The organism is Sphingomonas sp. PAMC 26605, from assembly GCF_000241485.1.
Lineage (GTDB): Bacteria > Pseudomonadota > Alphaproteobacteria > Sphingomonadales > Sphingomonadaceae > Sphingomonas.
The window spans coordinates 3,692,067-3,713,223 of record NZ_JH584241.1 but is presented as its reverse complement, the minus strand read 5'-3'; the positions used below and the strand labels follow the sequence as shown (position 1 = coordinate 3,713,223).

Genomic DNA, 21,157 nt, shown 5'->3' with positions numbered 1-21,157 from the left:
TGCCGCCTAGCGCAGCCGTTCGATCGCCTGCGCGAGTGCCACGTACAATTTGCCCATGTCCGACGAGAGGAGCGTCACGCCGAGCGGCGTCCCGTCGCGCTGCGACAGGATCGCGCGCAGCATCGCTTCGAAATCATGGATATAGCGATTGACCTGGTCGCGGAAGGTCGCGTCGTCGTCATACAGTCGCACGATCTCGCGCGCGTCGCCAGCGTCGACGAGCCGCACCGCGCGCCGCGTGAAGACCCCGCGGTCGCCCTTCAGATAGGCCGACCAGGCGCTGTCCGAGACATCGACCGAGAAGGCCTTGGCGATATCGATCGAGGCGGAATTGAGCGATTCGATCAGCAGCGAAACGCGGCGCGTCAGCGTGTCCTGATCGGCCTGCTCGCGCTCTTGCCGTTGCTCGATCAGCCGGCTTTCGACCAGCGCGGTCGAATCGGCGATCGCCTGGATCTGCTGGGTCAATCGCTGCGAAGCGCGTTCGGCCGCCGCGGCGGCGGCCTCGGCCGCGTCGCCGATGCTGGCGATCTGGCGGTCGACCGCGCTCGCGGTGGCGCGCTCCATCGCCGCGGCGCTATGTTCCTCGAGCGCGAGCGCGGCCGCGGGGATGACGCTGGCAAGCGTCTCGCGCGCGCGGTCGGCGGCGGCTGTGGCGCTGTCGCGGACGCGCAGCAGCGCCTCGACCAGCCGCGGCGCGGCTTCCTCCGCGAAACGGTGCGTACGATCGATCGTGTCGTCGACCATCTGGCCGAGCGCATCGGCACGGACCTTGCCGTCGCTGAGCGTATCGAGCAGCGTGCCCGCCATCTTCTCGACGGTGTCGCGCTGCGTGGCGACGACATGCGCGATCGCCTCGATCGCGTCGTGCGTGCTCTCCGCGGCGGTGACCAAGGCGAGCAGTTCGGGCTTGGCCAGCGCGACGGCGCGGCGACTTTCGGCGGTGCGCGAATCGAGCCGGGTCAGCGCGTCGGGCAGCGTTTCGTCGATCTCGCGCGCCGCCGCGTCGAGCGCGAGCAGCAGCCGCTCGGTCGTCGCGATCGCATTGGTCGCCATCGTGTCACCGGTCTGCAGCGCCTCAATCATGGCATGCGCCGAGCCGCCGAGCGCGCTAAGCGACGCCGCAAGATCCTGCGCGCGGGATACCCCCTGCGAATGGAATTGGTCGAACTGACCCGACACGCGCGTGATGCCCTGGTCGATATCGCGGACGATCGCGCCGCTGAGATTGCGCTGCTCGCCGAGCCGCGCCACGACGTCTTCGATCAGGCGTTCGATCTCGAGGATCCGCGCCGCCAGTCCTTCGGCGCTGTCGTGCGCGGCGCGGTCGAGCGCGGCCTGATTGGTCTCGAGCATCGCGAGCATTGCGTCGCCTTGCGCGGCAATGCCCTTGCGAGCCTCGTCGACCGCGTCGGCGGTGCGGCCGAGCAGGGCATCGACTGCGTGCGACATGTCGCCGGTGACCTGTTCGAGCCGGGCCCCGGCGGTTTCGCTGGTGACTTCCATTCGCGTGATGTGCGCCGCGAGCTTCTGCGCGGCGCCGTTGGCGACGGCGTCGGCCTCGCGACCGCGTTCGGCGAGCGCATTGAGTTGCGCGTCGAGCGCGGCGGCATGTTCGCTCGCCGTGACGCCGGTGGCCTTGAGCAGCTGCGCGAGCGCATCGGTTTCGCCATGCGCCCGCGGCAGCAGGGCGAGCAGCACGTCGAGCCGCGTATGCGCCTGATCGGCGGCGGTGGCGAGCGTCGCCGCATGGGCGTCCGCGTCCGCCACTTGCGCGGCGAGCCCGGTGCCGACGCTCGCGAGGCGCGCAGCGGCGCCGTCACCCAGCGCCATCAGCGCATTGGTCTGTTCGGCGAGGTTGGCACGGTGCGTGTCGATTGTTCGGCCGAGCACCGCGACGGTCCGCTCTAGGCTCGCCGCCTCGGCGCGCATCGCGCGCGCGGTGATGCCGAAGCGTTTCGCCTCGGCGCGGCTCGAACGCTGGGTAAGGAGCAAGAGGATACCGATCAGCGCAGGCGGGACGCACAGGCTGGCGACGAACATCGCCAGCATCGGCGGGGCGAGCGTAGCGAGGCTCGCCCGGGACAGCGCCAGCATCCCGCCGAGCCAGCCGACCGACACCACCGCTCCGATGATGCCGGGCCATGGCAGCGGATAGCGGACGGGTGTATCTTCGATCACGTCGGTCAGTTCGATCGGTTCCTCATGGATATATGGCGTCGCTCCGGGGGAAACGCCGCCGTCGCGGTTCTCGCCCGAAAAGGCGGCGCTGCTCGGCCGCAAGTCGATGATCCGCGAACCCCCGTTCATAGGGGGTGTTTACCACGAATATGCCGCGCGCAAAGCGAATAGCGAAACCTTGGCTTAACCGATCGTTCGCTATGCCGGGCGCATGGCCTATGATCCCGGTGCAATCGATGCGACGCTGGCGGCGGCGGTGGGGGACGAACCCGCGCTGATCGCCGAATTGCGCGCTGCTTTCCTCGACAGCGTGCGGCATGGCCTCGCCGTGCTCGAAGCGGCGCAGGGCGACCCCGCGTGGCGCGACGCGGCGTTCCGGCTGCGCGGGCTCGCGGCGAGTTTCGGTGCGGTCCGGCTGATGGCGATCGCGACCGAGGCGGCCGAGGCCGAAGCACAGGACGCTGCACTGCTGCGGCGGCTGCGGCGCGCGGTCGATAGGCTGTAAGCGTCTCGCAGGCTTTGCCTTAGCCACGCTTACGCCCTAACAGCTTTGCGATGCTGGCTGGACTGATTTTTGCGACCGAAGATGCCGATGACCGGATGGGCGTGCTCGCCGCGACGCTGCCGTTCGGCGGACTGACGCTGATCGAGTTCCAGGCCCGTTTGCTTGCCGCTGCGGGCGCGATGCAGATCGTGCTCGTCGTCGCGCGGATGACGCCTGAATTGCTCGGCGCGATCAGCCGGATCGGACGGCGCGGCGTGTCGGTCGATGCGGTGCGTACCGCGGCGGAGGCGGTCGAGAAGCTCCATCCGCTCGCGCGCGTCCTCGTCGTCGCCGATGGCGTGGTGACGACCGGCGACGTCGTGCAGGCGATCGCGTTGATGCCGCACGATACCTTGCTCGTCACCGACGAGGGCGACCCGCACTATGAGCGCGTCGGGGCGGACACCGCCTGGGCCGGACTTGCGCTGCTTGAGGGGAAGCGGGTCGTCGAGGCCGCGGCGCTGCCGCGCGATTATGACTTTCAGTCGACCTTGCTGCGGGTCGCGGCGCAAGCGGGCGCCGACCAGGTCCATCTCGATTCGCATATGGCCGCGACGCACGGAATCGAGCGCAGCGCACAGGCGCTCGCGCGGCGCGGCAACGGAATGGTCGCGGCGTTGGTCGCCAAGCCGCTGCGCTGGGTCGACCGCTATCTGCTGGCGCCGCTGGTGCGCCTTGCGCTGCCGCCGCTGATGGCGCGCACCGTGCCGACGTTCGGGGTGATCGGCGCGGGCGCGGCGGTGGCACTCGGTGGCTTCGTCACGCTGCTGGCAGGGCATGGCGCGATCGGGATGGGACTCGTCTGCGGCGCGATCGTCATCGCGACGATCGCGGCGGCGATCGCCTGGGTGCGCGACGAAGCCGGGCCGGCGCGCTTCGCCGACCATGCCCGATCGGGACTTGCCGCGGCGGCGGCGCTCCTCGTCGGGTATCGCGCCGATCGCCCCGCCGGCCTGATCCTCGCGGTCACGCTGGTGATCGTCGCCGTCTTGCTGGAACGCGCCGCCGATCCGGCGCTGCAGCGGCGCTGGTGGGCGAGCCCCGCGGCCTATCCGCTGGTGCTGTTCGTCCTGCTGGTGTTCGGTCAGCCGCTGCTCGCGCTCGGTGCGGCCGGGCTTTATGCCGCTGCGACGCTCGCTTCGGCGATTGAGGGGTTTCGTCGAAAGCCTTAGCTTGGCTTTAACGACAACCCCCTAGATGCTTGACGTATGTCGATCAAACGTCGCGACATCGATGCCGGCGCCCGCGGGGGCGCCATGGCGCTGCTCGGCCGGGCGGCGGCGGCAGACGGCCGCGCCGACGAGCGGCTCCGGGTCGCGATCGACGATTTCTACCTCGCCGACCATGCCCGGCTCGACGACCGCACGCGGCTGGCGATGGGGCGCGTGCTCGGCGATCTCGCGCGCGGGGTCGAGGCGGGCTTGCGGCGCCATGCCGCGCGCCTGCTCGCCGCGCGCGGCGTGCCGACGATCGCCGAGGCGCTGGCCGCCGAATCGCCGGCTACGCTCGAGCGGCTGATCGGCTCGGGGCTGGTGCGCGATCCCGAGCTGATGCGCGAGCTGTTTGGGCGGGTCCGCCAGGATCTGCTCGCCGACGCCTTGCCGAGCGAGGCGCCCGAGGATCCCGATCGCGCCAGCCTGTTACCGCGCCTCGTCGGCGCGCCCGATGGCGTCGTCGCGGCCGGGGCGATGGCGTTGCTCTCGGCCGATAGTCGTCGTCGCTTTCCCGCAGGGCCCGGCCAGCCGGTCACCACCGAACTGCCGGCCGAGTTGCACCATCGCCTGGTGTGGTGGGTCGCCGCGGTGTTGCGCGAACGCGTTTGCGATGTTTCGCCCGAGGCGGTCGCGCAGCTCGACCGTGCGCTTGCCGAGGCCGCGTTGCGCAGCATCGCCGCACACGACGAAGGCGAGCGACTCGAATCGGTCGCGTTGCGGCTGGCGGCCGCGCTCGATCCACAGCCGGAGGAATTTGCCACGCTCTTGGTCGAGTCGTTGGCCGACCGCCGTCTCGCTCTGTTCATCGCCTTGCTCGCGCATGCGATGGGGATCGATTATGCCGATGCGCGCGAGATCGTGCTCGATCCCGGCGCCGAGCGGCTGTGGCTGCTGCTGCGCGCGCTCGAGCTCGATCGCGAATCGATCGCGCGGATCGGCCTTGCGCTGAGCGAGGCCGATCCCGCGCGCGCGATCGATCGCTTCGCCGATTCACTCGACGACATCGTCGCGATCGATCCTGTGATCGCACGCGAAGCGCTCGCGCCGCTGCTGCTCCACCGCGATTACCGCGCTGCTTTGGTTGCGCTAGGGCGTGCACGATGAACGTCAACGATCCGATGCTGCCGCCGGTGCATGGGCTGATCGACCGCGAAGGCCGCCTGGTCGAGGCGGACCAGCGGCTGTACGATCTTAACGCGCGCGCGGGCGGCGCGATCGGCCTGCCGCTGGCCGTGCCGCAGATCGCGACGCTTGCGCATCTCGCGGGGCGGCTCGGCATCCTCGTCTCGCGCGGCGTCGTCGCCGCCGATGGCGACGACGATCTCGAACTGTGGGTGCGCGCGCAGCCGGAAACCGGGCCGAGCAAAGCGCCCGATGGTGTCCGCCTCACAATCACCGGATGGCGCACGCGCGCGCCCTGGTATCCCGGCGACATCGCCGACGACCGCGCGAGCGATTTCTTGCGAAGCGAGGCCGACTGGCTGTGGGAGACCGACAGCGCGTTGCGGCTGACCTTTATGACGATCACCGCCGGCGCGCGCTACGGCTTCGACGCGGCGGCATTGCTCGGTCAGCCGCTGACGCGGCTGTTCATCCTCGGCGAAAGCGACGGCGGGGCGTTTCCGATCCTCGGCGGGCTCGCGCTGCAGCAGCGCTTCGACGATCAGCCGGCGACGCTTCGCGACACGGGACGCGCGGTACGGCTTTCGGCGACGCCGCGCACCGATGCGAGCGGTTTGTTCGCAGGCTTTGTCGGCGCCACGCACATGCTCGATGAAGCCGCCATTGTTGCGCCGGAGCCCAGCAGCGACGCGACGATCAGCGCGTTTGCCGAGCGGCTCGACCAGGCATTACGGCTGCCGCTCGACCGGATCATCGCCAATGCCGACAGCATCCATGCGCAGTCGGAAGGACCGCTGCGCCAGGATTACGCCGATTACGCTGCCGATATCGCGAGTGCGGGGCGACATCTGAAGGGCCTGGTCGACGACCTGGTCGATTTGCAGGCGATCGAGCGGCCCGATTTCGCGGTGCTGGAGGAACCAGTCGATCTGGCCGACGTCGCGCGGCGTGCGGCGGGGCTGTTGCAGGTGCGCGCGAGCGAGGCGCGGGTGCGGATCGATCGCCCAGCGTTCGGCGAGACGCTGGCGGCGACCGGCGAATTCCGCCGTGCATTGCAGATCCTGGTCAATCTGATCGGCAACGCGGTACGCTATTCGCCCGCCGACGGCATGGTGTGGGTCCGCGCCGAACGCGAGGGTGCGATCGCGGCGGTGATCGTCGCCGATCAGGGCAAGGGAATCGCGCGCGAGGATCAGGCGCGGATCTTCGAGAAGTTCGAGCGCGTCGATCCGCGCGAGGCTGGCGGGAGCGGGCTCGGCCTCTATATCGCGCGCCGCCTGGCACGCGCGATGGGCGGCGATGTCACGGTCGATTCGGCGCCGGGGCAGGGCGCGCGCTTCATCTTCACGTTACCGGCAGCGTAACGCGCCTTAGCGCCGCGCCCACCAGATCAAACCGGCGCCGGCAAGCGCGACGATCGCGCCGTAGAGTACCCAGCTGCCCTGCTTGAGCATGAAGCTCGAGGCCGGCCACATGATGAGCCCGGCGCCTTGCCCTGCGAACAGCAAGCCGAACGCGAGGATCAAGACGCCCGCCACCAGGGCGAGCGTCTTGAGCACGCTCACGAACGGTCGGCCAGCGGCACGAAGTCGCGCTGCGTCGGGCCGGTGTAGAGCTGCCGCGGACGGCCGATCTTCTGCTCGGGATCCGAGATCATCTCGTTCCACTGCGCGACCCAGCCGACGGTGCGGGCGAGCGCGAACAATGCGGTGAACATCGTCGTTGGGAAGCCGATCGCCGAGAGGATCACGCCCGAATAGAAATCGACGTTCGGGAACAGCTTCTTCTCGATGAAATACGGGTCGTTAAGCGCCATTTCCTCGAGCTTCAACGCGACGTCGAACACCGGATCGGTCACGCCGAGCTCGCCGAGCACTTCGCGCACGGTCTGCTGCATCACGGTCGCGCGCGGATCGTAATTCTTGTAGACGCGGTGACCGAAGCCCATCAGGCGGAACGGATCGTTCTTGTCCTTGGCGCGGGCGATATATTCGGGAATGCGGTCGACCGTGCCGATCTCGCGCAGCATGTTGAGCGCGGCTTCGTTGGCGCCGCCATGCGCCGGGCCCCACAGGCAGGCGATGCCCGCTGCGATGCACGCGAACGGATTGGCGCCCGACGAACCGGCGAGACGCACCGTCGAGGTCGAGGCGTTCTGCTCGTGATCGGCGTGGAGGATGAAGATCCGGTCCATCGCGCGCTCGACGATCGGGTTCACGACATATTCCTCAGCGGGCACGCCGAAGGTCATGCGCAGGAAGTTGCCGGTGTAGCTGAGCGAATTGTCGGGATAGAGGAAGGGCTGCCCGACGCTGTACTTGTACGCCATCGCCGCGATCGTCGGCATCTTGGCGATCAGGCGGTGCGACGCGATCATGCGCTGCTGCGGATCGGTGATGTCGGCGCTGTCATGATAGAAAGCCGAGAGCGCGCCGACGACGCCGCACATGATCGCCATCGGATGCGCGTCGCGGCGGAAGCCGCGGAAGAACGAGGCGAGCTGCTCGTGCAGCATCGTGTGGCGCGTGATCGTGTGGGTGAAGCCGTCGAGCTCGCTTTTGTTCGGCAGTTCGCCGTTGAGCAGCAGATACGAGACTTCCATGAAGCTCGACTTTTCGGCGAGCTGGCCGATCGGATAGCCGCGATGGAGCAGCACGCCCTCGTCACCATCGATATAGGTGATCGCCGAGTCGCACGACGCGGTCGAGGTGAAGCCCGGATCGTAGGTGAACATGCCCGTCTGGGCATAGAGCTTGCGGATATCGATCACATCGGGACCGACGCTGCCCGACATGACCTTCAGATCGAGGTCCTTGCCTGCGGCGTTCAGCTTGACGGAGTCAGTCATCGTTAGTCCTTTCGAAAACCTAAGCAGCCATCTGGTCGGCGATACGCCCCAGGCTCTCGTCGCGCCCGAGCAGATCGAGCACGTCGAAGATTCCGGGCGAGGTCTTGCGCCCGGTCAGTGCGGCGCGCAGCGGTTGCGCGACCTGACCCAGCTTGACCCCTGCATCCTCGGCGACCAGCCGGACCGCAGCTTCGAGCGCCTCCGTATCCCAGCTTTCGACGGCGTCAAGCGCTGCGTGCAGACGGGCGAGTAATGCGCGCGCATCCGGGCTTAACAACGCGGTCGCTTCGGCGTGCATTTCCAACGGCCGGACGTGGAACAGGAACGCCGTTCCCGCCGCCAATTCGTTGAGATTTGCAGCGCGCGGCTTGAGCGAGGCCATGCTGCGGCGCAGAACGTCAGCCTGGCTGTCCGAAGGTTCGAAACCGAGCTGTGGCGTGACCAGCGCAGCAAGACGCGCATCGTCCGCCTGGCGGATATATTGACCGTTCAGGTTCTCGAGCTTCTTTAGATCGAACCGCGATGGAGATTTGCCGACACCGTCGAGATCGAACCATTCGATCGCCTGTTCGCGGCTGATGAACTCGTCGTCGCCATGGCCCCAACCGAGCCGGAGCAGATAGTTGTCGAGCGCTTCGGGCAGCACGCCCAATTCGTCGCGATAGAATTCGACGCCGACCGCGCCGTGGCGCTTCGACAGCTTGGCGCCGTCCGATCCGTGGATCAGCGGGATGTGCGCGTAGACGGGATCCGGCCACCTGCCCTCGATCGCGTGCATCGCACGGATGATGGGCAACTGGCGGAAGGCGTTGTTGAGGTGATCGTCGCCGCGAATCACGTGCGTCACGCCCATGTCGTGATCGTCGACCACCACCGCGAGCATATAGGTCGGCGTGCCGTCCGAGCGCAGCAGGACGAGATCGTCGAGCTCGGCGTTCTGCACCGTCACAGATCCCTGGACCTTGTCCTCGATCGTCGTCGCGCCGTCGAGCGGGGCTTTCAGCCGCACGACGAACGGACGCGTCTCGGCGCTCGTATCCATGTCGCGATACGGGCTGCGGACGCGCAGCGGCTTCTTCGCGGCCTCGGCCTCGGCGCGCATCGCGGCGAGTTCGTCCTGCGTCAAATAGCAGCGATAGGCGTGGCCATGCTCGACCATCGTGTGCGCAACCTGGGCATGGCGGTCGGCGCGCTGTGATTGGTAGACCTCGGCGCCGTCCCAATCGAGCTCGAGCCAGCGCAGCGAGGTCAGGATCGCGTCGATCGCCGGTTGGGTCGAGCGCGCGCGATCGGTATCCTCGATCCGCAGCAGGAATTCGCCGCCGTGATGACGCGCGTAGAGCCAGTTGAACAGAGCGGTGCGCGCCCCGCCGATGTGCAGGAAACCGGTCGGCGACGGCGCGAACCGGGTGACGACCTTGGTGTCGGATACGCCGGCGGCGGGGGCCGCGGCGGGGTCAGATATTGCGCTCAATCGCGCATGCTCCCAGACTAGAGATTGGATGGCCGGATCAGCCTCGAGCGCCTCTAGCACGCACCTTCCTGCGCTTCAAATCGGCGTGCCGCGGGGGTGGTTCGGCGTCGGTGCGCGACTCGGCGGGCAACTGGGCGGACGACTCGGGGTGGGGGTCGAAGCCTGGCTCGAGGCCGAGCGCGATCAATTGGCGCTGTGGTTGCCGGTGGCGCTCGGCGCGGGGATCGTGTTGTGGTTCGTGCTGCCCGACCCGACGGCATGGGAAGCGGCCGGGCTGGTTGCGATCGCGGTCGCGCTTGCGGGCGTGGCGCTCGCGCGGCATGGGCGCGGGGCGCGGGTCGTGGCGGTCGGCGGGTTTGCGGTCGCGATCGGGCTCGGCCTGATCTGGTGGCGTGCCGAACGCGTCGCGCACGGGGTGCTCGCCGCGCCGACGATCGCGACGTTTACCGCGCGGGTCGAGCGGATCGAGCCGCTCGCCGCGCGAGACCTGGTGCGGTTGCGGCTTGCCCCGCTGCGCGTGCTCGCGGTGCCGGCGACGCGCGGCCCGGCCCGACCGCTTCCGACGCTCCCCGCGCATATCCGCGTCAATCTCGTCGACACCGACGTTCCGGCGCGGCTGGAGCCGGGGGCGATCCTGCAGCTTTCGGCGCGGTTGATGCCGCCGCCGCCCCCCACCGTACCCGGCGCCTATGATTACGCACGGACCGCCTGGTTCGACGGAGTCGGCGCGACCGGGCGTGGCTTTTCGCCGATCACGATCCTCGCTGGCGGCGGGGCGGGGGGTGTCGGCCTGCGCCAGCGCCTGTCGCAGCATATCCAGGCGAGCGCGGGCGGGGGTGGGGTGGGCGGCATCGCCGCCTCGCTCGCGACGGGAGACCAAGGCGGTATCCCGCTCGCGGACAATGATGCGATGCGCCGGTCGGGTCTCGCCCATCTGCTGTCGGTCAGCGGGCTGCATATCACCGCGGCGGTCGGCGCGGTGATGCTGCTGGTCGGACGGCTGCTCACGCTGAGCCCGTGGATCGCGCTGCGGACGCGCGTGCCGTTGATCGCCGCGGGGGCAGGGGCGCTTGCGGCGATCGGCTATACGCTGCTTACCGGCGCGGAAGTCCCGACGATCCGTTCGTGCGTCGCGGCGTTGCTCGTCCTGGTCGCGCTGGCACTCGGGCGGCAGGCGCTGACGCTGCGGCTGGTCGCCGCAGGGGCGATCGTGGTGTTGCTGCTGTACCCGGAAGCGCTTGCCGGGCCGAGTTTCCAGCTGTCCTTCGCGGCGGTCGCGGCGATCGTCTCGCTCAACGAACATCCGCTGTTGCGGACGTGGTTCGGGCCGCGCGAGCAATCGCATCTCGCGAAGCTCGCGCGCGAACTGGCGTCGCTGCTGCTGACCGGGATCGTCGTCGAGCTCGCGCTGTTGCCGATCGCGCTGTTCCACTTTCATAAAGCGGGGATCTACGGCGCGGTCGCCAATATCGTCGCGATCCCGCTGACGACCTTCGTGACGATGCCGTGCGAGGCGCTGGCGTTGCTGTTCGATACGGTCGGGGCGGGGCTGCCGTTCTGGTGGCTGACAGCGCGTTCGCTCGATCTGCTGTTGTGGATCGCGCACGCGACGGCGGCCATTCCGGGCGCGGTCGCGCCGCTGCCGGCGATGCCGGGCGGCGCCTATGGCCTGATGGTCGCGGGTGGGCTGTGGATCGCGTTGTGGCGGACGCGGTGGCGGCGGCTCGGTGCGGTTCCCTTGCTTGTTGGCATGGTATGGTCGCTCGCGACGCCGGCGCCCGATCTGCTCGTGACCGGGGACGGGCGGCATGTCGCGATCCGCACCGCCGACGGCGCGCTGGCGCTGCTGCGCGACCGGACGGGTGACTATACCGCCGATACGCTCGCCGAAAATGGCGGAGTCTCGGACTTGCCGGTGTTGCTGTCGGAGCAACGCGATGCCCGCTGTAGCCGCGACCTGTGCCTAGCGCGACGGATGGCTGGCGGGCGCGCGTGGCGGGTGTTGGCGACGCGCAGCTTGTATCGCGTTCCCACCGCCGAATTGATCGCCGCCTGTGCCGGCGTCGATATCGTGATCAGCGAGCATCGCTTGCCGCGGCGGTGCGCGCCGCGCTGGCTGCGGCTCGACCGGCCGATGCTCGCACAGACGGGCGGGGTCGCGATCGCCCTGGCGTCGGGTGCGGTGCGGACGGTTCGCCACGCGGGCGACGCGCATCCGTGGATCGCGACGCCGGAGGATGAAAGCGTCCGGCGGCGCTGGTCTGGCGCGATGCGATCGCGATCGGCACCCTGGGAGATCGGTCCGCCGGGGGCGCGGTGATCGACCGGTACCGGCGCTGAGCCGGCCTTGCGGTTCACGCCGGGATGCCGGAGGGTGCCCACCATATTCGCGCATTGTGGAGCCTGCGCGCCGTGGTCGACCAAAGGATCACGGGACCCGCATCCTATTTTCCATCGATCGAGAAGACCTATGGCCGTCCGATCGCAGAGTGGCAGGCTGGTGCGCGAACGCTTGCCGGCAAGGCATATGGACCTGGTCGCCTTGCTGAGGAGCGACCATGGCATGGGCCATGGGCACGCCAATGCGGTGGTGGCGTCCACGCTTGCCGAGCCTCGCGACTCCGAGCTTGCGAACCCCGAGCACCGGGACTGACCGGACACGACCGTCGCGACGCACCGGCCAGGTGCAATGCCGATCCTTGCTCAGTCGTAGCGGCGCAGCAACCCGGCGAGCTTGCCCTGAACGCGGACCTGCGCCGGCGCGTAGCGCTGCGGATCGTACGCGCGGTTGGCCGGATCGAGCCGCACCATCGCGCCTTCGCGGCGGAAGAATTTGAGCGTCGCCTCGCTCTCCTCGATCAGCGCCACGACGATCTCGCCGTCGCGCGCGACGTCCTGGCGCTTGATCAGCGCATAGTCGCCGTCGAGAATCCCCGCCTCGACCATCGAATCGCCCGACACTTCGAGCGCATAATGCTCGCCGCTGCCGAGCAGGGCTGCCGGCACCGACAGCATCGACGCACCCTCGAACGCCTCGATCGGCACGCCCGCGGCGATCCGGCCGTGCAGCGGGATTTCGATCACGTCGTTGGCGGGCTGGGGTGCGGCGCGCGGCGCGGCGGATGGCGCCGCCTTGACGGGGGTCTTGATCCCGCGCTCGGGCATCTTGAGCACTTCTAGCGCACGCGCGCGGTTGGGCAGGCGGCGGATGAACTGGCGTTCCTCAAGCGCGCTGATCAGGCGATGCACGCCCGACTTGGACTTGAGGTCGAGCGCTTCCTTCATTTCCTCGAAGGACGGCGATACCCCGGTCTCGTCGAGCCGGTCGTTGATAAAGCAGATCAGCTCATGCTGCTTGCGGGTAAGCATCGCGCGGCCCTTTCGTCGGAACAGACGACGAACCTATACGGAACGAAAAATCGCCCGTCAAGCGATGGTATCAGTGCGGGGCGCGGTTCTCCTGCGAGTCGCCGGTCGCGATCCGGGGAATGCTGCGGAGCTTTTCGATACAGAGATCATGCTGGGGGTTCGTACTTTGCGGCATATCGTCGAACGCGCTGTGCAGCGCCAGACCTGCATTGTGGAACGGAGCCCCGATCCGCTGATCGATCCGACGCGGCACCGCGGTGGTGCAAATCGGGGTAAGCTCCGGCGGCGGCCCACCGATGGCTGCTACGGGAAGCGCCAGCGCCGCAACGTGACCGGTCGAGACCAGCGTTAGGAAGTGGGTGCGGACCCCCTCGGACGTGTTGACCAGCACGCGCTGCATCCGGTCGTCGTACGCGTCGGCGGCATCGCTCGCGCGGCGGTGCGCCATCGTCCAGCCGCCGAATTCGTTGCCGCGGATACGGCGTTCCTGAAGGACGATAAGCGAATGATGGCGCGGGTCGGCGAGAATGCGGGCAAAGGTCGCCATGACGCTCACGCGTGGTCCCTCTAGCACCTGCATGAAGCTCCTGCCGTCGGACCATAGCAGCCCGGTGATCCCGTCGAGCGCATTATTGTGCCGGGATTGCTCGAGAATGCTGGCGAGGTCGGCGGTGTCGCCGGCGAGCGTGCTCAAACTGACATAAAGGATCTGCCGCATGCCTTTGTGTCCCATCCGTGGGTGTCAGGGCTAGGGGGGCGTCGCCACGCTGTCGTTGCGCGAGATCGTGTCGGCCGGCCGTATCCTCAATCAGGTCGGGGCCATCCCAACTCGAGCGGCAACGGCCGGCGCCGTGGCGCTGGCGGTGCAACCCGAAAGCCACAGCGCGCCGACAAAGCGGGGACGCTGAGCTGCCTGTCATAATCGCGTCACAATCGCGACCTAGCGGCGCGGTCGGGGCCACACCGTATCCCGCATTGTCGTAAGAGCATCGCCGCGCAGGTCGAAACGACCGCTGCGGCGAACGGGGTGGGCAGACAATCAGATCCATCGGGGAAACATCATGGCCAAGTCACACGCCGCCAAGGCGCTCCTTCTGCTCGGCACCGCGTTCGGCGCGATCGCCAGCATCGGTTCGGCAAGCGCACAAGACGCCGCAGCGTCGGTCGCCGCGGTTTCGGCGGCGCCCGAGAGCGACAATCTCGGCGACATCGTCGTCACCGCGCAGCGCCGTAGCGAACCGCTCCAGAAGGTCCCGGTCTCGGTCGGCGTGCTGTCGGGCGCCGATCTGCGCACCTACACCTCGGGCGGCGGCGACACGCTGCTCGAACTCGCCAACCGCGTCCCCGGCCTCTACGCCGAGACGACCACCGGCAAGATCTTCCCGCGCTTCTACATCCGCGGCCTGGGCAACATCGATTTCTATCTCGGCGCATCGCAGCCGGTGTCGATCATCCAGGACGACGTCGTGCTCGAGCATGTCGTGCTCAAGTCGAACCCGGTCTATGACGTCAACCAGATCGAAGTGCTGCGCGGGCCGCAGGGCACGCTGTTCGGCCGCAACACGACCGCGGGCATCATCAAGTTCGACACCAACCGCCCGACCAACGAGTTCACCGGCCGCGCGACCGCGTCGTATGGCAGCTACAACACCGTCAGCGTCGATGCCGGCGTCGGCGGCCCGATCGTCAAGGACGTGCTGAGCTTCCGCGTGTCGGGCCTGTACCAGCGCCGCGATAACTGGATCGACAACACCTATACCGGCCCGAGCGATGACGGCACCGTCGGCGGCAAGGACAAGCTTGGCGGCTTCGAAGAGAAGGACATCCGCGTCCAGCTGATGCTGACCCCGCCCGACACCGGCTTCACCGGCCTCCTCTCGGCGCATGCGCGGGATTATTCGGGCACCTCGACGATCTTCCACCGCGGCGCGATCCTGCGCGGTTCGAACGACGTCAGCGCCGCACCGCGCGCGAGCGTCGCGCTCGACGAAGGCGCCGGCAACGTCCAGGCGTACAAGACCTATGGCGGCTCGTTCAACGCGAAGAACGATTTCGGCGCAGTGACGCTGACCTCGATCACCGCGTACGAGACGACCGCGGGCTATAGCCGTGGCGACACCGATGGGGGTGCCGCGAGCAACTTTGCCGGCGGCAAATTCTATGGCGAGAGCCAGGGCCGCGTGCGCGATCTCGACCAGCTGAGCGAGGAAGTTCGCCTCGCCAGCAACGGCACGGGCCGCTTCAAGTGGCAGATCGGCGGGATCTACTTCGAATCGCGCGACACGACCGAATTCGACCAGCGCGGCTTCTTCCTGCTCAACAATTCGTTCGGAACAGCGCCCAACCCGAACAACTTCGTCGTGCTGCGCAACATCAACACCTCCTATGCGGGCTTCGGTCAGGCGAGCTACGAGATCGTCCCCAAGCTTACGCTGACCGGCGGCGTGCGCGTGACCTATGACGAAAAGAAGACGCGCCTCGTCACCCCGCCGCGCAATGCGGCCGGCGTTTCGACCTTCCCGGCGACCGCGGCGACCAACGTTCGCTTGGCCGACACCCAGCCGAGCTGGGAGGCCAGCCTGAACTATGCGGTCGACCCGAACGTCAACGTCTTCGCGCGCGTCTCGCACGGCTTCCGCGGGCCGACGATCCAGGGCCGCAACGCGGTGTTCAGCTCGGCGTTCGTGACGGCAGGGTCGGAGACGATCACCTCGTACGAGGCGGGCTTCAAGTCGAACCTGCTCGGCAACACGCTGCGCTTCAACGCGACGGGCTTTTACTACAAGGTCCACAACATCCAGCTGAACGGCAACGACGCCAACAATAACGGCCTGCTGTTCAACGCCAACCAGGCGCAGGCGTGGGGCGGCGAGGCCGAGCTGACGTGGCGCCCGGTGCGCGACTTCACGCTGGGTCTGGGTGGCAGCGTGCTGCACACCGAGATCAACGACACGCGCGTCTACACCCCCGCGTGCTTCCTCAACGGCGCGCTGACCTGCACCGTGCTCAACCCGACGATCACGATCCGCAATGCCGCGGGTGCGGCGACCGCGGTGCTCGCGCAGATCAACGGCAACGCGCTCCCCAACGCACCGAAGTATCAGCTCGATGCGAACGCGCGCTACGACTTCCCGCTCGGCAATGGCGGCAAGCTGTTCGTCGGCGGCGACGTGACGCTGCAGGGCTATACCAGCTTCGTCCCGTACAAGACGGTCGAATACACGTCGGAGGGGACGTTCGAGGCCGGGCTCAAGGCGGGCTATACCGGTCCCGACAATGCCTATGAGCTCGCGGTGTTCGTGCGCAACGTCACCAATGAGAAGAACCTCAAGGGCGTGCTCGACAACTATAACGCGGCGGTTTTCAACGATCCGCGGATCATCGGTGTGACGCTCAGCGGCAAGTTCTGAGGCGAACGGGACGATGTGCCGGGCTTCGGCGCATCGTCCCGACCTCTCCCTGAGCCGCTTTCCATCCGGAAGCGTCGAGATCGTATCGGCCGATCCAGTGGTGCGTGCGGAGCAGCGACGTCTCGATCGAGCTTGGTGCGGCGATCCGCGTCGCGCCCCACCGCGCTCCACCGCCCTCAGGGCTATAGGTCGTACGCTCCCTTCTGATCCTAAATGTGCGCTATTTCTTTCCGCCTGCGGGCTCCGGGCACCACGCCGCGACGACGCACCGGTGATTTGCACAGGTCAAAACTAAGTTGCACATATGATAGGTGGTTATTAAGACGCTGGTCTTTCCTTGGAGCGGCCGAACCTGTGAAAGCCATCGTCTGTACAGAGCCATATCAGCTCGATCTTGTGGAGCGGCCAGCGCCCTCCGCGCGTACGGGCGAGGTGACGATACGCATTCGGCGGGTCGGGCTGTGCGGGACCGACTACCATATCTACGCCGGGCGGCATCCGTATCTCGCCTATCCCCGGGTGATGGGACACGAGCTCGCCGGTGAAATCGAGGCGGTGCCCGCGGGGTCAGCCTTCGCCAAGGGTCAGCGCGTCGTCATCAATCCCTATCTGTCGTGCGGCACCTGCGTCGCGTGTCGCACGGGCAAGCCCAACGCGTGCGTCAACATCTCGGTTCTCGGCGTCCATCAGGATGGGGGCATGTGCGAACTGCTCGTCGTGCCCGAGAGCGCGGTGCTCGATGCCCAAGGCCTGTCGCTCGACCAGGCCGCGATGGTCGAGTTCCTGTCGATCGGCGCGCATGCCGTCGCCCGCGCGAAGCTAATTGGCGGAAGCCGGGTGCTCGTCGTCGGCGCTGGGCCGATCGGCGTCGCCGCGGGCCTGTTCGCGCGCCTGGCCGGGGCGCGCGTGACGCTGATCGATACGCGCGCCGCGCGTCTCGATTATGCGCGCGAGCGACTAGGTTTCGACGATACCTTTCCGGTCGATCCGGATATCGCGGCGCGATTGGCCGAGCGGACCGACGGCGCGATGTACGATGCGGTATTTGACGCGACGGGTGCGCTGACCGCCATGACGCAGAGCCTCGCTTATGTCGCGCACGGCGGTTCGCTGATCCTGGTCGGCGTCGCGCCGGGCGATCTGGTCTTCTCGGATCCTGAGTTCCACAAGCGCGAGACGACCCTGCTGGCGAGCCGCAACGCGTTGGCAAGCGACTTCGCGCATGTCATCGCGTCGATCACGGCGGGGCAGATCCCGATCGATGCGCTGCACACTCACAGTTTTGCGGCCGAAGACATGCCCGAGCGGCTGCCGCAGCTGATCGCGGAGGCGGACCACGTCTTGAAGGCGATCGCGCGTTTCTAAAACCTGGGCAGCGCGCGCGGACGCTCGGCGGAGCGCCGACTCAGCAGACCGCATTCGGGGGACACGGTGCGCTGGATTACGCGTCCGACGGCGCGCCGTGATAGCCGAGCGTATCGGAGATCGCCGCGGTGGCGGCGCGGAGCGCATCGCGCGCCGCCTCGAGCCCAACCTTTTGCGAGCCGTCGATGAGTTCGAGGAACGGGATGGTCAGCGCGGCCATCGCGCGCCCGTCGAAGCCGAACACGGGGAAGCTGATATCGGTCACCCCGTGGGTTATCGGACTCTGCCGGCTGTCATGCCCCGCGGCGCGGATGACCGCGAAGCGCTGCGCCAAACGCTCACGATCGACCGGATCCGCGCGCTGCGCGTCGATCGCCGCGAGAATCCGGTCGCTGCGCTGCGGTGTGGCATAGGCCAGCAGGATCTGGCCCGAGCAGCTGTTGACCAGGTCGATCCGCGCGCCGACGCGCAACGAAAAGCCACGGACACCGGGCTGCTGTTCGCAGGCGATCACCAAGCCATGATCTTCGCTCGCCACCACCAGATGGCAGGATTGGCCGACCGCCAGCGCGAGGCTCTGCATCTGCGGCAGCGCGGCGCGCACCAGATTCTGCGCCGGGGTCGCGCGATAGGCGGTCTCGAGCAGCTTGTACGACACGGTGTAGCGATCGGTGTGGACCGATTTGCGCAGATAGCCGAGCCGCTCCATCACGATCACGATGCGGAACAGTTCGCCGACCGAGCGACCGAGACTCGCCGCCATCTCGCTGACCAGCGCGCCATCGGGATGCTCGGCGAGCAATTCGATGATCTCGAACGCCTTTTCCAGCGCGGGCGCGGCATAGACGCCTTTCGGTCCGTTCTTGGTCACGTAAATCCTCCGGTGTGGCGGTCCCGCCACGACGACCGTATGCGCGGCATAACGGCGGCCCGCGTCGCAGGAAAGAGCGGGCGATGGCAATCGGCGCTGCCGGTGGCATACGGCGTGATCGACGAGACAGCAAAGGTGAAGCCATGACGTCCGACACGTTTTTGCCCGATAGCGGTGCCGTGTCGGCGGCTCCCGGACGACGCACCCGGCACGTGCTCGTCCTCGACCTGCACGACGATCCCGAAGCGATCGCCGCCTATCGCCACTGGCATCGTCCGGGTGGTCCGCCCGCTGCTGTCACGCGCGCGATCCGCGCCGATGGGATCGCCACGCTCGAGATCTGGCAGGTCGGCGATCGCCTGGTAATGCTGATGGAGACGACACCGGACTTCGACCCGGCGGCCAAGGCCGTGCGCGACGCGACCGATCCCGAGATCCAGGCGTGGGAGACGCTGATGGACCGCTTTCAGCGCCGCTTGCGCTTCGCGGCCGAGGGCGAGAAGTGGGTCACCGCCGAACAGATCTACGCGCTGGAGGATCAGCCGTGATACCGCTGATCGACGCGGACCGGCTCTCGACGCTCCGATCCAGCCGTATCGTCTCCCGATGGGCGTCGCGATCATTCCTAGGTAGTGGAGGACATGCAAGGCGCGTGCGCGGTGCCGGCCGCCGGTGGGATCACTGGACGATTTCGACGCCATAGGGGGCGAGGGGCAGCGTGCCGTCGTAGGGCTTGTTCGACAGCAAACCGCGCTTGCTGCCGCCGAACGATACGCTGACTGGCGCCTGCGTCGTGTTGACGTAGAGCGTCCGCCCATCGACCTCGCGCGCGATCACGCCTGCGGGCGTCCTTGGGCCGGGCTTGATGCCGAGCTTGGCGTAGAGCGAGCGGACCAGTGGCCCGATCAGTTCGGACTGCGGCGCGGTGGCGACGTAGATCGCCTGGCCCTTGCCGTAATGGTTGAGCGTGATCGCCGGGCTATGCTGCGGCGTGTTGGCGAAGCTCGCGAGCGGCGTCGCGGTGCTCGGCTCGAGGATTTCGTAATAGGGGTCGCTGCCGGTCAACGTCGCGCCGTCGAAGCTCACCTTCAGCGGCTGTTCGGCCCGGTAGAAGGCATTGGTGCGCACGCCGAACACGTCGCCGAGGCGGCCGGGCAGGGGCGTCTCGAACCATTTGCCGGTCTCGTCGACCTTGGCCGAATAGCCGGTCATGATGACGGTCCCGCCGTTCGCGACATATTTGCGCACTGCGGCCGCGGTCGCCGCGTCCATCACATAGGCGCTCGGCAGGATCGCAAGCTTGTACTTGTCGAGCGAGTCGTGGCCGAAATCGATCACCGCCGCGTCGATATTGTCCTCGAACAACGGCTTGTACGCGGCTTGTTCGAACTTGTTGTAATCGCCCTTGAAATATTCCTGCATCGTGTTGGGACCGGGGGGCGGGTTGGTCAGCCAATAGCTCTGATAGGAAAAGTTCACCGCGACCTGCGGCGGATCGTAGCGCGGGAAGCCGAGCGTCTTGAGCGTTTTGAACTCGCGCGCGATCTGCGCGAATTCGTCGACCTTCCACGATGCCCGGCCGTCATGGTCGACCAGCCCGAACAGCGCCTGTTCCTCGCCGCCACTATGCGAGTTGAAGGTCCAGGCGAGGAAGCTCTGCGCGTAATAGATCAGCCCGTAATAGGCCCACATCCGCGCGCGCCCGGGCGTGCCGTAATAGCCGCCGCCGCCGGCGGTGAATTCGTTGAACCACACCGGCGTGGTGTGGCCCGCGCGGTTCGACATCACATCGACCGCGGCGCTGAGCGGGTCGCCGGGATAGAAGCCCTGCGCGCCATAGGTCGAGATCTTGTCCCACGCGCGCAGGTAATCGAAGCCCTTCGTGCTGGCATTGGGCCAGAAGTTCGAGGCGACGGGCAAATTGGGCGCGTATTGCTTGCGCACCGCTTCCAATTCCTCGAGCGCGCCGACAGTGTCGTCGGACCAATAGCGATGCAAATCGAGATAGCGCTCGTTCGGGCCGGGGCCGCGCTCGTACGGGATGTCGACCTCGTCCCAGTTGTTGATGCGGCGCGACCAGCGCTGTGTCGCCCATGCCTTGTTGAGCGCTTCGATCGTGCCGTAGCGGCGCTTGAGCCACGCGACGAAGCGCGTCCGATCGGCCGGCGAATAGGACATGTGCCCGTTGCCGATCTCATTGTCATAGCCGAGCGCGATCACTGCCGGATTGTGCGCGTAGCGCTGCATCATCTTCTGGGCGAGCCGGGCGGCGAGGCGGCGATAGTCGGGGTCGCTGATATTGTCCCAATAGCGGCTGGCGGGGTTGATCCGCACGCCGTCCTGATTGACGATATCGACCCCGGGATATTTCTTGTGCAGCCAGATCGGCGCGGGCTGACCCGGAATGTCGACGATCACGCGAATCCCGGCGGCGTGCATCTGCGCGATCACGTCGTCGAACCATTCGAAGGTGAAGCGGCCTTCCTCGGGTTCGAACGAATCCCACGACAGATCGCCCATCCGCACCATCGTGAAGCCAGCGCGCTTCATGATCGCGATATCCTCACGGATCTGCGCGGGGCTGCGATCGATCGGCTGATAGCAGGCGCCGACGAACAGCTCGCCCTTGCCGGGCCAGCCGGGATGGCCGACCGCGCTCTGCGCGCGCGCCGATGGGGCGAGCGCGACGGCACTCGAAAGGACGAGCGCGAGCGCGATGCTGGCAAGGCGGGCCGGGCGACGATACATGGGATGGTCCT

17 protein-coding genes are annotated in these 21,157 nt (G+C 67.6%); 9 read left to right on the top strand and 8 right to left on the bottom strand.

Going from position 1 to position 21,157, the window contains the following annotated elements:
* Nucleotides 1–6: 6 nt before the first annotated feature.
* Nucleotides 7–2,310: a hypothetical protein gene (locus tag RH90_RS17260; RefSeq protein WP_010187452.1), complete on the bottom strand. Its 2,304-nt coding sequence runs from the start codon at nucleotides 2,308–2,310 to the stop codon at nucleotides 7–9.
* A gap of 82 nt (nucleotides 2,311–2,392) precedes the next feature.
* Between RH90_RS17260 and RH90_RS17255 the strand changes: the two genes are divergently transcribed.
* Genes RH90_RS17255 through RH90_RS17240 form a run of 4 tightly spaced genes read left to right on the top strand, consistent with a single transcriptional unit; the run spans nucleotide 2,393 to nucleotide 6,425 of the window.
* Complete coding sequence (locus RH90_RS17255) at nucleotides 2,393–2,686, top strand: hypothetical protein (RefSeq protein ID WP_010187450.1); 294 nt, start codon at nucleotides 2,393–2,395, stop codon at nucleotides 2,684–2,686.
* A 50-nt stretch (nucleotides 2,687–2,736) separates the two neighbouring features.
* On the top strand, nucleotides 2,737–3,897 hold the full coding sequence (locus RH90_RS17250) for a hypothetical protein (protein ID WP_010187448.1): 1,161 nt from the start codon (nucleotides 2,737–2,739) through the stop codon (nucleotides 3,895–3,897).
* A 36-nt stretch (nucleotides 3,898–3,933) separates the two neighbouring features.
* Nucleotides 3,934–5,043 carry a DUF2336 domain-containing protein gene (locus RH90_RS17245; RefSeq protein WP_010187446.1) on the top strand — a complete coding sequence of 370 codons (1,110 nt, stop codon included), beginning with the start codon at nucleotides 3,934–3,936 and terminating at the stop codon, nucleotides 5,041–5,043.
* Nucleotides 5,040–6,425, top strand: a complete 1,386-nt coding sequence (locus tag RH90_RS17240; protein ID WP_010187445.1) for a sensor histidine kinase — start codon at nucleotides 5,040–5,042, stop codon at nucleotides 6,423–6,425. Before RH90_RS17245 ends, RH90_RS17240 begins: the two co-directional genes overlap by 4 nt.
* 6 nt (nucleotides 6,426–6,431) lie before the next feature.
* Here RH90_RS17240 and RH90_RS17235 read toward each other — a convergent pair whose 3' ends face one another.
* The 3 genes from RH90_RS17235 to gltX are packed head-to-tail and all read right to left on the bottom strand — an operon-like array spanning nucleotide 6,432 to nucleotide 9,383.
* On the bottom strand, nucleotides 6,432–6,626 hold the full coding sequence (locus RH90_RS17235; RefSeq protein WP_010187443.1) for a hypothetical protein: 195 nt from the start codon (nucleotides 6,624–6,626) through the stop codon (nucleotides 6,432–6,434).
* Entirely contained in the window at nucleotides 6,623–7,909 is a 1,287-nt protein-coding gene (locus tag RH90_RS17230; protein WP_010187440.1) for a citrate synthase, read from the bottom strand. Before RH90_RS17230 ends, RH90_RS17235 begins: the two co-directional genes overlap by 4 nt.
* 19 nt (nucleotides 7,910–7,928) lie before the next feature.
* Nucleotides 7,929–9,383 carry a glutamate--tRNA ligase gene (gltX, locus tag RH90_RS17225; protein ID WP_010187439.1) on the bottom strand — a complete coding sequence of 485 codons (1,455 nt, stop codon included), beginning with the start codon at nucleotides 9,381–9,383 and terminating at the stop codon, nucleotides 7,929–7,931.
* A gap of 28 nt (nucleotides 9,384–9,411) precedes the next feature.
* Here gltX and RH90_RS17220 point away from each other — a divergent pair, with 28 nt between their 5' ends.
* Nucleotides 9,412–11,703: a ComEC/Rec2 family competence protein gene (locus tag RH90_RS17220; protein WP_081476963.1), complete on the top strand. Its 2,292-nt coding sequence runs from the start codon at nucleotides 9,412–9,414 to the stop codon at nucleotides 11,701–11,703.
* Between the two features lie 150 nt (nucleotides 11,704–11,853).
* A complete protein-coding gene (locus RH90_RS24345; protein WP_010187437.1) occupies nucleotides 11,854–12,036 on the top strand; it encodes a DUF4287 domain-containing protein in 183 nt (60 codons plus the stop codon).
* 50 nt (nucleotides 12,037–12,086) lie between these two features.
* Here RH90_RS24345 and lexA read toward each other — a convergent pair whose 3' ends face one another.
* The gene (lexA, locus tag RH90_RS17210) at nucleotides 12,087–12,752 is read right to left on the bottom strand and encodes a transcriptional repressor LexA (protein WP_010187436.1); all 666 of its coding nucleotides are present in this window, start codon (nucleotides 12,750–12,752) and stop codon (nucleotides 12,087–12,089) included.
* A 70-nt stretch (nucleotides 12,753–12,822) separates the two neighbouring features.
* Nucleotides 12,823–13,470: a BLUF domain-containing protein gene (locus RH90_RS22165; protein WP_010187435.1), complete on the bottom strand. Its 648-nt coding sequence runs from the start codon at nucleotides 13,468–13,470 to the stop codon at nucleotides 12,823–12,825.
* A gap of 343 nt (nucleotides 13,471–13,813) precedes the next feature.
* On the opposite strand from RH90_RS22165, the gene RH90_RS17200 reads away from it, so the two are divergent.
* Entirely contained in the window at nucleotides 13,814–16,162 is a 2,349-nt protein-coding gene (locus RH90_RS17200) for a TonB-dependent receptor (RefSeq protein WP_010187434.1), read from the top strand.
* A gap of 432 nt (nucleotides 16,163–16,594) precedes the next feature.
* Nucleotides 16,595–17,527 carry a zinc-binding alcohol dehydrogenase family protein gene (locus RH90_RS17195; protein WP_010187433.1) on the top strand — a complete coding sequence of 311 codons (933 nt, stop codon included), beginning with the start codon at nucleotides 16,595–16,597 and terminating at the stop codon, nucleotides 17,525–17,527.
* Between the two features lie 76 nt (nucleotides 17,528–17,603).
* On the opposite strand, the gene RH90_RS17190 is transcribed toward RH90_RS17195, so the two are convergent.
* Nucleotides 17,604–18,398 carry an IclR family transcriptional regulator gene (locus RH90_RS17190; protein WP_010187432.1) on the bottom strand — a complete coding sequence of 265 codons (795 nt, stop codon included), beginning with the start codon at nucleotides 18,396–18,398 and terminating at the stop codon, nucleotides 17,604–17,606.
* 143 nt (nucleotides 18,399–18,541) lie between these two features.
* Between RH90_RS17190 and RH90_RS17185 the strand changes: the two genes are divergently transcribed.
* On the top strand, nucleotides 18,542–18,946 hold the full coding sequence (locus RH90_RS17185; protein WP_010187431.1) for an L-rhamnose mutarotase: 405 nt from the start codon (nucleotides 18,542–18,544) through the stop codon (nucleotides 18,944–18,946).
* Nucleotides 18,947–19,076: 130 nt separating this feature from the next.
* On the opposite strand, the gene RH90_RS17180 is transcribed toward RH90_RS17185, so the two are convergent.
* Nucleotides 19,077–21,146, bottom strand: coding sequence for a beta-galactosidase (locus tag RH90_RS17180; RefSeq protein WP_010187427.1), 2,070 nt, complete (start codon nucleotides 21,144–21,146; stop codon nucleotides 19,077–19,079).
* Between the last annotated feature and the right edge of the window lie 11 nt (nucleotides 21,147–21,157).

Bases quoted from the DNA above. Each gene is read 5' to 3' on its own strand.
- RH90_RS17245 (WP_010187446.1), top strand. From the start codon at position 3,934: ATGTCGATCAAACGTCGCGACATCGATGCCGGCGCCCGCGGGGGCGCC.
- RH90_RS17230 (WP_010187440.1), bottom strand. From the start codon at position 7,909: ATGACTGACTCCGTCAAGCTGAACGCCGCAGGCAAGGACCTCGATCTG.
- RH90_RS17200 (WP_010187434.1), top strand. From the start codon at position 13,814: ATGGCCAAGTCACACGCCGCCAAGGCGCTCCTTCTGCTCGGCACCGCG.
- RH90_RS17185 (WP_010187431.1), top strand. From the start codon at position 18,542: ATGACGTCCGACACGTTTTTGCCCGATAGCGGTGCCGTGTCGGCGGCT.
- lexA (WP_010187436.1), bottom strand. From the start codon at position 12,752: ATGCTTACCCGCAAGCAGCATGAGCTGATCTGCTTTATCAACGACCGG.
- RH90_RS24345 (WP_010187437.1), top strand. From the start codon at position 11,854: ATGGCCGTCCGATCGCAGAGTGGCAGGCTGGTGCGCGAACGCTTGCCG.
- RH90_RS22165 (WP_010187435.1), bottom strand. From the start codon at position 13,470: ATGCGGCAGATCCTTTATGTCAGTTTGAGCACGCTCGCCGGCGACACC.
- RH90_RS17255 (WP_010187450.1), top strand. From the start codon at position 2,393: ATGGCCTATGATCCCGGTGCAATCGATGCGACGCTGGCGGCGGCGGTG.
- RH90_RS17220 (WP_081476963.1), top strand. From the start codon at position 9,412: ATGGCCGGATCAGCCTCGAGCGCCTCTAGCACGCACCTTCCTGCGCTT.
- RH90_RS17250 (WP_010187448.1), top strand. From the start codon at position 2,737: ATGCTGGCTGGACTGATTTTTGCGACCGAAGATGCCGATGACCGGATG.
- RH90_RS17180 (WP_010187427.1), bottom strand. From the start codon at position 21,146: ATGTATCGTCGCCCGGCCCGCCTTGCCAGCATCGCGCTCGCGCTCGTC.
- RH90_RS17260 (WP_010187452.1), bottom strand. From the start codon at position 2,310: ATGAACGGGGGTTCGCGGATCATCGACTTGCGGCCGAGCAGCGCCGCC.
- RH90_RS17240 (WP_010187445.1), top strand. From the start codon at position 5,040: ATGAACGTCAACGATCCGATGCTGCCGCCGGTGCATGGGCTGATCGAC.